General features: G+C 48.1%; 11 protein-coding genes and 1 pseudogene. 1 reads left to right on the top strand and 11 read right to left on the bottom strand.

The features are described 5' to 3' along the window. A pseudogene (locus C7B65_RS28180) lies at positions 1-270 on the top strand (hypothetical protein); the annotation flags it as partial. Positions 271-688: 418 nt separating this feature from the next. Here C7B65_RS28180 and C7B65_RS25665 read toward each other — a convergent pair. The 11 genes from C7B65_RS25665 to C7B65_RS25715 all read right to left on the bottom strand — a co-directional run bounded on the left by C7B65_RS25665 (position 689) and on the right by C7B65_RS25715 (position 14,406). Next, a complete protein-coding gene (locus tag C7B65_RS25665; protein ID WP_073075225.1) occupies positions 689-1,885 on the bottom strand; it encodes a DegT/DnrJ/EryC1/StrS family aminotransferase in 1,197 nt (398 codons plus the stop codon). Then, on the bottom strand, positions 1,878-2,855 hold the full coding sequence (locus C7B65_RS25670; RefSeq protein ID WP_073075226.1) for an SDR family NAD(P)-dependent oxidoreductase: 978 nt from the start codon (positions 2,853-2,855) through the stop codon (positions 1,878-1,880). Before C7B65_RS25670 ends, C7B65_RS25665 begins: the two co-directional genes overlap by 8 nt. Further along, positions 2,845-3,825, bottom strand: a complete 981-nt coding sequence (locus C7B65_RS25675; protein WP_073075237.1) for a methionyl-tRNA formyltransferase — start codon at positions 3,823-3,825, stop codon at positions 2,845-2,847. The genes C7B65_RS25670 and C7B65_RS25675 overlap by 11 nt, the downstream gene beginning before the upstream one ends. A gap of 14 nt (positions 3,826-3,839) precedes the next feature. After that, positions 3,840-4,847 carry a Rossmann-fold NAD(P)-binding domain-containing protein gene (locus tag C7B65_RS25680; protein WP_073075227.1) on the bottom strand — a complete coding sequence of 336 codons (1,008 nt, stop codon included), beginning with the start codon at positions 4,845-4,847 and terminating at the stop codon, positions 3,840-3,842. Beyond that, complete coding sequence (locus tag C7B65_RS25685; RefSeq protein ID WP_073075228.1) at positions 4,844-5,956, bottom strand: DegT/DnrJ/EryC1/StrS family aminotransferase; 1,113 nt, start codon at positions 5,954-5,956, stop codon at positions 4,844-4,846. The genes C7B65_RS25680 and C7B65_RS25685 overlap by 4 nt, the downstream gene beginning before the upstream one ends. Then, positions 5,953-6,990 (bottom strand): Gfo/Idh/MocA family protein, encoded by a 1,038-nt coding sequence (locus tag C7B65_RS25690; protein WP_073075229.1) that lies wholly within the window; start codon positions 6,988-6,990, stop codon positions 5,953-5,955. Before C7B65_RS25690 ends, C7B65_RS25685 begins: the two co-directional genes overlap by 4 nt. A 30-nt stretch (positions 6,991-7,020) precedes the next feature. Then, the gene (locus C7B65_RS29420) at positions 7,021-7,554 is read right to left on the bottom strand and encodes an acyltransferase (RefSeq protein ID WP_073075230.1); all 534 of its coding nucleotides are present in this window, start codon (positions 7,552-7,554) and stop codon (positions 7,021-7,023) included. A gap of 332 nt (positions 7,555-7,886) precedes the next feature. Further along, positions 7,887-9,641, bottom strand: coding sequence for a serine/threonine protein kinase (locus C7B65_RS25700; RefSeq protein ID WP_073075231.1), 1,755 nt, complete (start codon positions 9,639-9,641; stop codon positions 7,887-7,889). 118 nt (positions 9,642-9,759) lie between these two features. Next, positions 9,760-10,461: a YdcF family protein gene (locus C7B65_RS25705; RefSeq protein ID WP_073075232.1), complete on the bottom strand. Its 702-nt coding sequence runs from the start codon at positions 10,459-10,461 to the stop codon at positions 9,760-9,762. A 57-nt stretch (positions 10,462-10,518) separates the two neighbouring features. Continuing rightward, positions 10,519-12,798 carry a GumC family protein gene (locus C7B65_RS25710; protein WP_073075233.1) on the bottom strand — a complete coding sequence of 760 codons (2,280 nt, stop codon included), beginning with the start codon at positions 12,796-12,798 and terminating at the stop codon, positions 10,519-10,521. Between the two features lie 138 nt (positions 12,799-12,936). Beyond that, positions 12,937-14,406 carry an SLBB domain-containing protein gene (locus tag C7B65_RS25715; protein ID WP_073075234.1) on the bottom strand — a complete coding sequence of 490 codons (1,470 nt, stop codon included), beginning with the start codon at positions 14,404-14,406 and terminating at the stop codon, positions 12,937-12,939. Between the last annotated feature and the right edge of the window lie 417 nt (positions 14,407-14,823).

Genomic DNA, 14,823 nt, shown 5'->3' on the forward strand with positions numbered 1-14,823 from the left:
TTGCTGCGCGATGCCACTGACTCAGCCCTCAAATTCATTGCCTACCTGCAAACCCATCGCACCCGAATTCCTGATTACCAAGCGTTGCAACAGGCAGGGGTTACGATTGGGTCGGGGGCAGTGGAATCGTTAGTGAAACAAATCAATCGCCGCTTGAAGATTTCAGGGGCACAGTGGAGTGCTCACAATGTGCCTCAAGGGCTGAAGCACCGCTCTGCTTATCTCAATGGCGATTTCACGCGCTCTCAACCTTGGCTCAGGGTTGGCTGATTGAATTGAGTAGTTATGCTCATCGCAAAGGTGAGATGCTCCCATGATCACTTTCAGCGGACTGTCAGAACGGGATAGATGCTGTGCCATCTGTTTCAGCACCGTTTGGCGAGTGGTTCGCAGCACCGACCGGGTAGACCACCCATAGATATTTAGAAATCGACTCAACGCACTGGCAGATTTTATCGGGCAATGTTGGGGCAAAGCATGACCGGACGCATCTAAAAACAGTCCGAGTAGCGCACTGAAGCTGGTTTTCTGATCGGAACTAGGCATCAATCCGAGTAGAGCGTACACTAATCCTTGGGCGTGTTCCAAGATGGTTTCCATAACCGTCCCATTGAAATGTTTCTACGCCCTTTCTTTCAGACTTTGAGCTTTTTGGCAACCCCTTGTTGAGACTGGTGCAAGATCTGAGTTAAACAACTACTGCTAGACAACGAATGACTTGATCCTGCTGAGCTTCAGTCATTGGGTAGAAAAGTGGTAGCAAGATAGCCTGATCTTGAGCGTATTCGCTTTCAATGAGGCGATCGCACTGACTTGGCTTACACTGACAAGGTTTCTCCGTAATTCCACATGACCAACCTTCCTGCTGGTAAGCCGGTTCCCGGTGGATACACATAATGCCACGCCGGGTCGAGATTCCGGCATCAAGCATCGTTTGCATGACCTGTCGTTGGTCGCAACGAGCCGGTAGCCGGACACAGTAACTCTGCCAATTACTCCGCGCCCAGGTGGGTTCGGTAGGCAACTTTAATTCGGGTATATCTGCCAATGCTTGGTGATACCGTTCTGCTAAGTAGCGACGCTGTGCCACAATCTCTGGCAAGCGTTTGAGTTGCTCACGACCGATCGCCGCCTGAACATCCGTCATCCGGTAGTTATAGCCCAACATCGGATAGGACTCGAAGATCACCTGCTTGGCACCATGCCGCACCGTATCTGGCACACTCATACCATGTTGCCGCCAGAGGCGAAATTGCTTGTCCCAGTCCGGATTGTTAGTCGTAATCATGCCGCCATCCCCGGTCGTGATCACCTTACGAGGATGGAAAGAAAAGCAGGCAATATCGCCATGGGGCTTACCAATTTTTTCCCACTCCCCATCCCAAAGAATCTCGCTGCCGATCGCGCAAGCTGCATCCTCGATCACTGGTAGAGAATGCTGACGGGCGATCGCCAAAATAGCTTTGAGATCGCAGGGCATCCCAATCTGATGTACAACGAGAATCGCACGGGTGCGATCGCTAATAACGTCCTCAATCAGGATTGGATTAATATTGTAGGTCTGTGGCTCAATGTCCACAAACACGGGAGTTGCTCCGCAATAGCGAATACTATTGGCAGTGGCAATATAGGAATGACTAACCGTAATTACTTCATCCCCCGGCTGCACTCCCACTGCCAATAGAGCCAAGTGCAAAGCAGTTGTGCAGTTGGAGACGGCACAGGCGTGCTTCGCACCAACATAAGTTGCAAAATCCTTTTCAAACGCCGCAATCTCTGGTCCCTGAGTCAGCCAGCCAGAGAGAATCACACGGCTAGATGCTGCCGCTTCCGCCTCTCCAACCCAAGGCTTAGCAATTGGGATATTCTGGATTTGATTAGACATTACTGGCTTCCTTCGTCAATTCCTTCTGTTCACGCCACCAATTCACTAAGCGGGTCAAACCCTCCTCCAGGGAGATTTCTACCTCAAAGTCAAGCAGTTCCTTCGCTTGAGTTGTACTTGCTAAGCGACGCTGCACCGAATTGACCTTACGCTCTGGACCATACTCCGGCTTCAAATCCGATCCCATCACCTTCAATAAACTATAAGCAAGCTCATTCAGGGTCGTTTCTGTACCACTGGCAACATTGAATACTTCATCTGTGATATCTGCTTTCGCAGCCAAAATGTTGGCTCTGGCAATGTCTTCGATATAGACAAAATCCATTGTTTGGTTGCCATCCCCAAAAATTAAGGGAGATTGACCAGCGATGATCCGATCCATCCACCGAATCAATACTTCCGTATAGACCCCATAGATATCCATCCGAGAACCATAAACATTGAAATAGCGCAATGCCACGTAATCCAAGCCATACATATCGTAGAAACTACGAAGCAAGCCCTCGTTGAAAACTTTGGCAGCCCCGTAAATTGTGCGGTTGTTATAGGGATGATGAGCCTCCGTGGTAGGAAAGTCATCTGCCATCCCGTAAACCGAGGCAGATGAAGCTGCGACGACCTTTTTGACCTTTGCATTGACAGCAGCTTCCAAAACATTGAATGTGCCATCTGCCAGAACTTCTAACGCCAGGCGAGGTTCTTCAGCGCATTGTGTAATCCGAATGGCTGCTTGATGGAACAGATAATCTACTCCTTGCATGACATCAGCCAAGAGCTTTTGATCTCGGATATCTCCTTTGACGAGCACTACATGCCCATTTGCCTGTGCCCAAGCCAAATTCGCCAGACAACCCCGTGTAAAGTTATCTAGAACGATAATCTCGGATACTCCTTCTTTAACCAGTAAATCAGCAATGTGGGAACCGACCAGACCAGCACCACCCGTGATTAATACGCGACTATTTTGCATGTTCTTTTAGCCTCACAATTTCTTGCTCAAGTGTTTGAATTCTCCTTAGAAGATCAGACATTTGTAACCCTAGAGTGCTTTTGACGGATTTGATTACGTTAGCTGCTGCCGTTCTCTCTTCCCCTTCAAACTGTACCTCTAAAATTCTCAGCACCCCATCTCCTGTGAGTACGTCTACATATCCTTCCGCTTTGGACCTATCAATGACACGACCAGGAATCCGTCCGACGTAGACCGGAGGGGGGTTGAGCGGTTCGGCTCGCCAGATGAGCAGTTTCTTCCCTTGAAAATAAGTGTAAGCGCCAGGGAAAGGCTCTACTAGCGCCCGAATAAAACAGTCAATGCTTCTGGTGGTAATAGACCAATTGATTTCCCCATCTTCGGGCAAACGGGTGCAGCAGTAAGTTGCTTCATCATTATTCTGTGCAACTCCTTCATACCCATTTAATGCCTTAACAACTATATCCCCTAATACTTGTTGCTGAATCTCATTCAATCTGTCATACAGCGTAGTGATTGTATCTTCCCCGTGAATTGGAATCAATTGTTGAAATAGGATATTTCCCTCATCTAACTTTGGTGTAATGCGATGAATCGTGATAGCTGCACAAGGCTCATCATTTATCATCGCCCAGTTGGCATTTGCTCGCCCCCGGTAATAAGGTAGGGGAGAATAGTGAACGTTGATAAATGTAGAGAGTGAAATCAAATCCGACGGCAGAATTTGATTGTAAGATGATACTACAACACACTCGGGCTGAAACTTAAGTAGGAGTGCTTTAATCTCTCTCTGAGAAACATCTGAAAAGATAGGAATTCCCCTTTGCTGTGCCAAACTCAGCACCGAAGCGTTTGAGTTTGATTCAGAGTCTACATTTCTCACAATTGCCCGCACGCTGCACTTTGGGAGCAAGGATTCTAAAGCACTTAAGGTTGTTGCCCCAAGACCAATCAGGAGTATATCTGTCATAAACCCTCCTTCCATTATAGCAGTTGTACAAATTTCATCGCTTGTGCGTTGGATTGAGAAGATTGCCGCCAAGCAGCTTCAGCGGCTTTCAATCCGCCCGTTTGTAGTCGAACAACAGGTTCCGGTCCAACATGCGATGGCAAAATACCCATGTGACCCAACTTTGGCTCTATTTCGGGCCATATCGGTATGTTGTAAGCAGCAAAAGCATAGCGATCTATGTCTCCCCAGTATTGGGCAACTATCGCTCCTGACCAATACTTTGCGATTAGGGTTGCATCATTAGCAGAGAGAACTGGCTCAGGTTGCGGTTGCAGCGCCACTAATATGGCATCGTACTCTTTGTCTAGAGGAGCCTCTGACAGGCTAGTAACTTTATCCGCAAGCGCACCTGAATTGACAAGACCTCGCTCAATGAATGGGCTAAATGGATTATCACATAACAGTAAGATATTGCTGGTGTAAACAGCCACGCCTGCATCTAACAAAAGCTTGACTGCCATGATGCCCAAAAAGGAGAATACATCCACCGCTGGATGCCGCTCATTCACGCCTGCGATGGGAATCCCACGCTGCTGGCAGGCAGCGAGATCAATATCTTCGGGTCTAAACTCCCACGCCTCATACATTAGCCCAATCACAGCAGTTAGCTTCATCCAATCAATCATCTCCGCATCAATCGGACGGACATGCCCACTGTTTGTGATGATATCAGCCTGCGCTACAATTTCTGGCGATTTCTCTGCGATGAATTCGAGTCGATCACTTATCCCTGCGATTTCAGCAAGTTGCTGTGTTTGCGCTTTTACCTGTTCTACAGAACCATAGCGGGTACTTTTGGTCAGGGCAAAAACTTTGCTTGCTCCTGCCATTGCTGCCAACACAGGGGTAACGATATAGGCTCCTGTGGCTGCTTCTGTTAGAACAGTCGCTGACTGCAATTGTAAATCGCACCGTTGAATCGCCTGCTGCATTAATGTAATCAGGCGTTGGGGGTTTAACCCAGGACGGGTATCGTTCATGATACTTGTGCTCCTTGCGACAGGCTGTGAAGACTCTGAGCCACTGCATCGACCTGTTCAGGGGTAAGTTCTGGATACATCGGCAGGGAAAGAACTTCCCTAGCGGTCGATTCAGAATAAGGAAAAGCTCCTGGCTGGTAGCCTAAGTCTGAGTAGGCGGGTTGCAGATGAACCGGGATTGGATAGTGGATTCCTGTTTGAATACCCTGCTCACTCAGTTTCTGTTGTAATGCGGTGCGATCGCCGACTCTTACAGCATAGATATGGTAAACGTGATGGCTGTAGGGCATCACAACCGGAGTCTTAACCGTTGAATCCTTCAGCAGTTGATCATATTGCGTTGCATGTGCCCTGCGCGCCTCTGTCCATTGATCCAGGTAGCGTAGCTTGATGCGTAAAATAGCTCCCTGAATTCCATCCATGCGATAGTTATAGCCTTTCAACACATGGTTGTATCGGCGCTCTTGTCCCCAGTCTCTTAACATGCGAATCGTAGAGTCAAATTCAGCATTGTTGGTAGTCACCATACCACCCTCGCCGTAAGCTCCCAAATTCTTACCAGGGTAAAAGCTGAAGCAGCCAATGTCACCAATACTGCCAACGCGACGACCTTTGTACTCTGCTCGGTGAGCCTGAGCAGCATCTTCTATAACAATCAGGTTATGACGCTGGGCAATCTCTAAAATTGGATCCATATCTGCTGCCTGTCCATATAAATGAACAGGCAGAATAGCTTTTGTCCGTTCAGTAACTGCGGCTTCAATTTGAGTGACATCGATTGTGTAAGAAGCCGGGTCAATATCTACGAAAACAGGTTTCGCTCCGGTGTAAACGATCGCTGCTACCGTGGCGATAAATGTAAACGGTACGGTAATAACTTCATCTCCAGGACCAATCCCGGCTGCCACCAAAGCTAGATGTAGGGCACTAGTTCCTGTATTAACAGCAATCCCATGCTCTGCACTACAATACTCGGCAAACTCTTCTTCTAAAGCCGCAACTTCGCTCCCCAAAATAAATTGAGTGCTTTCTAGAACCTTGATAACGGCGGTATCAATTTCATCTTTAATGCTCAGGTATTGAGCTTTTAGATCAATAAATGGAATCATGCTGCAACCTCTACAGTATCTAGTTCGACTAGTTGACCTTGTTTCTTCATCGACTCAGTTGCAGCTTCAAGAATCTTGACGACCTGCAAGCCTGCATCTCCGCCTGTGATAGGACGTTCTCCGTGTTCAATACAACGGAGGAAGTGTAACCCTTCTGTTCGTAGCGCTTCGGTCATATCCAACTGGGGTGCCCACATATCCCCCGTTCGATAACCGACCAGCATTCGATAGACACTTTCGGCATCACCATTAATCGTGATCCCTCGATCGTATACTTTGATTTTTTCACTCGGTTCAAGATCATCGAACACAATCATTTTCTGGCTGCCACCAATCAGGGTACGTCGCACTTTCACAGGTGCTAGCCAGTTCACGTGAACATGAGCAATCAAATTGTTTTCAAAAAACAACGTTAAATAGGCAATATTCTCTAGACCACCGGGGACATGACTTATGCCAGTAGCTGAGACAGCACAGGGCTTGCTTTGCAGAATATAGCTCATGATAGATAAGTCATGAACTGCCAAATCCCAAAGAACATTAATATCGTGTTGAAATAGCCCCAGGTTGACACGCACAGAGTCGTAGTAGAGGATATCTCCCAGTTCACCACTAGAGACTAGTTCATGCATCTTCCGCACAGCACCTGTGTAGACAAAGGTATGATCTACCAGCAACACTCGATTACGCCGATCCGCCTCGTCAATTAACCGAAGCGCTTGCTCGCTAGTAACTGTCATCGGTTTCTCAACCATCACATGCTTGCCCGCCTTCAGCGCGGCTAGAGCCAAGTCGAAGTGAGTAGAAACAGGCGTTGCGATCGCGACAGCATCAATCTTAGGGTCTTCAAAGATATCCTGGCAGTCTGTGGTCACTTGGATCGCCGGGTAGCGAGCCTGTACCCTTGCCAGTAACTTCGGGTTGAAATCGCTGACTGTTCTTACCTTTGCTCCGGAAATCTCTGAGAAGCTCCTAACCAGATTCGGACCCCAGTATCCATAGCCAATAACACCAATGTTTACGTTGCTTTCCATAGCGTGTTGCTAATTAAAGTAAATGTATATCTATCTCGGTCTACCGACTGTATCACCTAAGCTACCATTCATCTCTGCTGAGGATTTGTCGCGATCTCGTACGTCACCAATCACCCGTGCCGGAACTCCTGCCACAATTGCGTAGGCAGGAACATTTTGTGTCACAACTGCGCCAGCACCAACCAAGGCTCTTTCGCCGATCGTTACCCCTGGTAAAATAGTGGCGTTACTGCCAATGGATGCAGACCGTTTCACTATTGTCTCGATGACATCCCAGTTATCTTCCATTTGCAAACTGCCATCTTCATTAGTTGCCCGCGGGCAAAGGTCATTGGTAAACATTACCCCATGACCAATAAACACTTCATCTTCAATGACAACGCCTTCACAGAGAAAGCTGTGGGATGAGATTTTGCACCGATTCCCGACCTTAACATTTTTCTGGATCTCTACAAAGCTACCAATTTTTGTCTCATCTCCAACCACACAACCATAAAGATTCACGAGATGGACATGAAAAATTCTTATGTTTTTGCCCAACTGGACATCATCATTGACTGTCATTACTGCTCTACCTTTTAACTAATTGATGTAAACCAAGGAAACAACGTAACTACTCAGGCTTAAATTTTAGTAATGTTTTAGGGGACAGCGGAACGTAGGAGTCAGGGTTTGAGTGATCAAACTTCTGCATGAGGCAAGTCTTTCGAGCAATTCGCCCAAGAATCTGGAAGTTGTCCGAGAGGAGATTCGTGCGGTTTGTGCTCAACGAAAGAACACAGTGATTGCCTTAGACAGCAGAGTAAGGGTTAGCATCGCGTTTAGCTTATTCATCCCAACTTCACGCAATCATCAACACAACCTAGCCAACCGCGAAAAATTTACGATACTAACGGCTATGGTTTGATCACAAAACGTTCATTTCTTCGATGTTTGAGGGAAAAATGAGCCTGTTTGAGCTGAAGATGGACAATGTAGATGGCTAGAGTAAGGCTACCTATAATCAGAGGGGGTAGAACCAGACTATTGGTCATCCCAATAGTTGATCCCAGACCAATACTAACTCCTACTATGGCTATCAGGGTAGGAAAGGTGAGCGCTAATAGTTTCTGACTACCGCCCAGCAGCATTTTCTCAACAGCGATGCTGATTGCAATCCCGGCAAGCCCACCACTGACAATGCCTAAGCCTGCACCTAGGAAAACTGCCGGAGTAACCACGGTCTTCACTGCATTGGAGAAAATCTGGGTGAGTACGATCCCTCCCAGGATCACTGCGGAAAGCGTACTGGATGCCGCACCAAAACGCCATCCTGAGGAGTACATCAACCAGGCGGCGCATTCCAATCCCAAAGCACTGCCTACTAGGGTACCAATGGCTGCCGAGCTAACCGATCCGGTCATGGTGCCTGCGACCAAAGCAACCACACTAGTTGACGAGCTTAAGCCGGCAAAAAATATGCCTAACAACCCTAGTAAGCCGTAGGAAAGAAAGTAATCTGGAACGGGCATACGGGCTGTTTTCACCTGTACATTGAGAGAATAGGTCTTTGCTAAGGTATTGGCGTGCAACAACAGTCTGCGACGATAGGTTTTTCCTGCGATCAGTTTGTGAGTATCGACAGTGACTCGGCAACGAACCTGATTACCCACAAAAGTTTTCGGTTCAACTGTAATCCAGGAGTATTGCTCGGCTGGAGGGTCGTAGGGATAGGGAGCCACTTCCCACTGCCCCTCTAAAGTGGTTTCTGGAATAGGATTTGCGATCGTCACTGTTTGAGTCAACAATTCCCCTAATTGACCTGCGGCAAATTCGAGCGTTGACTGACTAAACTGGGCTTCTGGTGGACGTAAAGGAGATAGGGGAATGGCAGCCAAGGCACTCAGGGCATTGGGAAACCGATCCTTCATGCGAGGGTTAACCATTTTTTCTAGCCAATTTACCCAATGCACATTAAGCTTGGGAACCAGGTGCTTAAAGCTGATTTGGTAGGTAATATCCACCAGATCGCCAATGCGATCGGAGTTCGTGTGGGTCAGTAAACAGATCAGAGACATTCCCAAACCGTAAAGGTCTGAAGCTTCGCTTAACTGCCGATTAAACAACTGCTCAGGAGGCATAAAGCCCAGAGTTCCTTTGACCACACTACTGACACCGACCTCGCCTTCTCCCACACGAGCAAATCCAAAATCAATCAAATAAACATCACCCGCTGCATTCACCAAGATATTTTCTGGTTTGAGATCCCGGTGAATCACAGGTGGAATTCGGTTTTGCAGGTAGACCAAAACTTCTAGAGCCGCGATCGCAATCTGCTTGATATCGTCTGGGTTGAAACTACGAGACGCTGCAAGAGACGCTGCCTGCTTATATTCCTGCACCATGCAGAACCCGTCTTGAGTCTGGAAGGCATCTAAATAGCGAGGAATGCCTGGATGGTTGAGTTCTTTGAGTAATTGCACCTCGCGATCGTAGGTATCGTAGCTCTGCCAGCTTGAACCTGATTTGGCAAATTGAAACTGTTTGATCACCACCGGTTGCTGGTTGCTTGTATCGGTTGCCAAATAGGTGACGCGTCCACCTGCCCGGTTGTGACCTAGCTCTTTCTCAATTTGGTAATGGTAATCGGAGAAATCTGGAAAATCGTTCATAAGAACTATCGGGAACAAGAGAGGATAATCGGCGCTTATTTTACGATTAAATATTATGCGAAATTTTGACCCAGCTAAACAAATTTCTGAAAGGAGCATAGCTGCCCAGCTATGCTCCTCATACTTGACAGTTCCACTCAGTAAATTTCTCAAGAATTGCAGAGGATGGATGCTTAAGTTCGGATGTTGACCGTTGCCTAAATCGCCCCATCAGCGCATATTGAATTAGCCCCACATATTCTCGAAGGATGACCGTAATTTGTTGGAGAGAATTCCATTGATCTGGCAGCGGACTAAGATAGGGCATCACTTTAAAGCCAACATTGCGAAACAGTAGGAACGATCGCAGCATGTGGGGGGAGTCAGTCATCAAGATAATCTTCCGAACACCCTGTGGGTAAAGAATCGCGGCGGTATAGAGGGCATTTTCTTCCGTATTTCGTGAGCAGCTCTCACCACTCAAAATAGAGCCTGGAAGCCCTTTTTGCTGAAGCCGTTCAATGGTTGGTTGGGCATCCATCATTCCACTCGTGAACACACGGGGAGCGCGCCCAGCTTGCCAGAGTTTATGAATCAGATCAACGCGACGCTCCCGTAATTCTTCGCCGCGCCCCAAAACGACAATGGCATCGGGTTGCTCCCCCCTATCCGCTGGCAATGGAACGGTCAAGCCCCAAGTTGTTAGTTGAACCATCCCAGGAGAGGTCACCATCAAACCAGCCAGCGCCACGATCGTCACAAGCTTAATCACTCGCCGCCAGCGACGGGGACTGACCAGCCAAAATATCCCAATCAGTGTCAATAGGATTAAAGCTTCCATGTTAGAGGTATCACCAATCCATCGCTCTCTATAAAATCACCGTCTTGCATTCGGTCACTATTGGTCGGGCTGCTTAACTACAGACGGCACAGACTCCTCCCTAATAGATGGACTCCCTGATTTCACTGGGTAGTAGTGATAATAGGGATCGTGTACAGAGGCTTGTTCCCTAGAACCATTTGCAAGCATCCCCAGAACTGGAACCGAGAATGGTTTAATTCCTTCTAGAGCTTGAGACAGCACTGAGCGCTTTGTTTTGCCCAAACACACTACCATAACCATGCCATCAGTCTTGGATGCAATCAGCTTGGTGTCGGCTAATCCTACCAGTGGAGGGGTATCGTAAATCACCAAGTCATAGGCATCCTTAAACTGCCCCATCAGATTTTGCATCTTTTGGGATGACAGAAGCTTAGTCGGGTCAGGAGGAATCTGTCCAGCCGTCAGGATGAAGAGGTTATCTTCGGTGGGAGATTGCTGAATCACTCGTTCAACCTCCAGATCTAGCGAAATGACGTTACTGAGTCCAAAGGTATTGGCCAATCCCAGTCGCTCATGAACTCTTGGACGACGCAGATCAGCATCGACTAGCAGAACCCGCTTCCCCAAAGCAGCCGCAGCTTGAGCGAGATGCACAGAGATCGTAGATTTTCCTTCTCCTGGGATGGACGAACTGATGACAATGGATCGAATCTGGGTGTCAGAACCGAGCAGGCGAATATTGGTATACAACGAACGAAAAGCTTCTGAAAAAGGAGAGGAGGTGTAGCCATGAGATCTAGCACCGTTGTTGAGTCCGACCTTTTGCCCCATCTGTTGCATCAGCCCACTGATATCGGCAAAGGAGGCGAGTTTTCCGAGAGAACTCAGCTGCTCCACCTCCTCTAACTCAGAATTAAATGGAATCACGCCCAGAACGGGGAACTTGCTGATTTCCGTGATCTCTTCAGAATCACGAATGACGCTGCTCAATTTGTCTAATAGCAAGGCAACGCCTACCCCCATCAATACCCCCAAGATTACGCCCAACAGGGTTGTTCGCTGAACATTGGCGGAGGATGGAACCGGGTCTCCAGGAGGGGTTAGAATTTGCCAGGGGGTTTTCCGTTGTCCGGCATCAATCCGCAGTGCTTCCCGTTTAGTCAGAAATTGATTCAGGTTATCCGTTGCAATCTTTAGTTCTTGCTGGATGTCGGTGTATTGGCGCGACACGACAGATAACTGTTTCACTCGCTGGCTGAGCTGATTGGATGCCTGAGCCAAAATGCGATCGCGGTCTTCCAGTCCCCGAATGTTGCTGGCAACTTCTTCCTGCACTCGCCGCCCCTCCCGCTGTAGTAGCGGTATGAGGTTTTGCTGCTGCTCTTTAAGAACTTGAACGTTGGGAGTATTGTCCTTAAACAGCGATGACTCTTTGGCAAGGTCACCCTCTACCGTCAAAATCTGATTCAGCAAAGCCTGATAGCGGGTATTGCTACTCAACGCTGTGGATGCCGGGTCGTCTGATCGGCGCAACAATTCCTGCAAGTCGTTGTAAAGTGCACGCGCTTCATTCAGTTTGATCTGCGTATCAAGGCGTTGTTGACCCACCGTATTCGTCCAGTCTGCTAGTTGTTTCCCTGTTGTGTCTGGATCGATCAGGTCGTACCGTTGACGAAAGTTTTGCAGCCGATCCTGAACTGCATCAACACGCTGCTGCAATTGAGGCACTTGGGCATTCACAAAATCAATCCCCTGTCGCACATCCGCTAACCGCTCCTCTAGGCTGTATCTGAGATAGGAATCTGCCACAAGCTTCAAGACCGCTTTCACTTTCTCAGGGTCGGTGCCCTGGAGGGTCACAGCTAGAATTTCACTGCTGGGAATTGGGGTTATGGAAAGACTGGCGGCCAGCTCATCATCGGTAATGGTTGGGTACTTAGCCTTCAATTGGTCGGCGATCGGTGAAAGTAATTTAGGGCTTTTCAACAGTTTTAGCTTAGTAGCATCCACAGTCTTTTCCGGTTGCGGCTGTCCTTCCTTGTTGCTATTTAGGGTTTGAGGTACAGAAGAGATGACCTGGTTTTCCGCAGTAACTGGTCTCGTCAAAATTTCAAACCCTGCTTGATAAACGGGTTTACTGGTCAATGCTTTGAGCATTGCGGCAGAGGTCACAACAGTGGTTACTCCAACAATGACGGGTAACCGTCGCTTCAATGCACCAAAGACTTGACCGAGGCTTAAACCACCTTCATCATCTTCGCTAGAGTGGGCTGGGTTGATTGACGATAGCCACTGAAATCGCCGATCAATACGGTTTTCTGGTGGAAATGCCTGAGAATTTTGATGGTTCTCCATATTGATGTCAGTCCACTAAACGACTGGAGCGAGGAAATACATTAAACTTTGTCTGATTTGCCGTTTGATTCATGGATCCATTTGTTTAGGGGCAGTATGCTAAATACGTTTTCTCTTTTGTAAAAATTTAGTAAGAGCCTACTTGCCAGTAATGATTCTGTAGATGCTAAATAACGATAGAAAGTTGTTGATAGGATTCAGAGCAGAGTTTACACTATCTGAAAAAGTGGTTAACGCAGAGCGATTCACGATGATGATGTCATCGTTGTAAAGCGCAGGGTTGGTTTGATCATTGAGCTGGTTATCAAAATTGATGCCGATATTGCGCTTTGTAATGGTACCGTTCGGGTTTAGCCGAATCAGATCGACTGACTTAGTACGCGCCCGCGTTGTAAATCCTCCCGCTGCCAGGACAGCCTGGTTGAGCGGAGTATTCGGTGGAATCTTAACCGCTCCAGGCTGCTTCACTTCGCCCACAATATTCACCCGAATACTGTCTGGAGAAAAACTGGCGGCAGCAATCTGGATCGATTCTGCGGGAGAGATGGTCGTTACCGTTGGGACAACGATGGTGTCCCTGTCCTGTAAAAAAAGATCTTGACTAACGTCTCCTTCTTTTAACAACTTCAAGAGGTCGATCACGATAGTTTGCTCACCACCACTTTTAGTCAAACGTCGAACCTGAATTTGACGAATGTCTGCCTGAGGCTTGATTCCACCTGCAATCTGAATTGCGCTGGTAATGGTGGGTGGTGTCTCAACTCCTCCAGAACCACTTGCTTGCCCAGTTTCCCCAGCAGCACCTGTGCGGGCGGAAGCGGTGACGGTGTGAGGGCCGGGACGGTAAACTTCACCTACAACAGCAACGTTTAATGCCTGACTTTTGTCTGCACTAAAGCTAGTTGATGCCAGTTGAATAGACTCAGCCAAATTCGTTTTACTGAGGGTAGGAACGAAGATAGCATCTCCAGCACGCAGGGTAACATCTTGGCGAGAATCACCGGTTTGTAGGAAATCCCAAAGGTTGACCTTAATCACTTGCTCGCCAGAACGCCGGGGGCGACGAACCTCTACCCGACGTAAATCTGCCATTTGAGTAATGCCGCCTGCCTGCCGGAGCGCCCGGGCTACGGTGGGAATCTGTCCGGCTTCTGTCAGAGTGTAAGCTCCTGGGCGATTGACCTCCCCCAAAATGCTAGCTTGCACCGGGCGGGGGGTCAGCACATTCACACTCACGATCGGATATTTAAGAATTTGGGTATACCCTTCGGAGATAGCATTCGCCGCTTCTTTAAGCGTCATCCCGGTGACGGGTATGCTGCCAACCTGGGGAAGGTTCAAAGACCCATCTGCCAGAACTTGAAACTCGCCAGAAAGTTGGGTCAATTTGAACACGTCAATCCGAACCCGATCGCCTGGTCCTAGGGTATACGCATCATCCGTTAGGCTGGAAGGCGTTCCCGAATGCGTTGAACCTTTGTAGGCGGTCAGCCCTTGTTGAGCCAGACAGGAGAGGGGTGTAGTAATTGCTAACAGCATTGGTAGCGTGAAACCCGCAGTGCGTTGAATAAAGCTTGTAGGACGACCTGTTGGCAAGTTTCGCAGCATACAATTTTAGTCTTTTTAAGGCAATCTCCATTTTAATGACTGGTTTACTTTTTCAGCGGTTTAGTGACTTTATCATCCAATCTTCATCCAATCTTAGAAAATACCCGGAAAGATATAAGTGGTCTTGTGCATTCTCCCGACGCTGACCTTTCAGGTACAGCGCGGGCGATCCTCGGATAAAAGCCTAAAAGCAGCTTTAAGGGAGGTGTCTTCCCTCCCTCACTATTGAGGGCTCTGTTGCAAGAAGTTTTGAAGGGTCAAAGAACTCTTTCACATCAACCGACTTAAGCTACAACACCGAAGATTTTAGCGATGAACTTCGCTTGAGCCACACTGTCCCCTGGCGTTTGCTCGAAGGGCGCTTGGCGTTTCGCGTCCAGTCGTCGTTGAACTTGTAACGTGATTTGGTTCACGGCA

Origin of the sequence: Phormidesmis priestleyi ULC007 (assembly GCF_003003695.1) — a bacterium.
In the GTDB taxonomy this organism is placed as follows: domain Bacteria; phylum Cyanobacteriota; class Cyanobacteriia; order Leptolyngbyales; family Leptolyngbyaceae; genus Phormidesmis_A; species Phormidesmis_A priestleyi_A.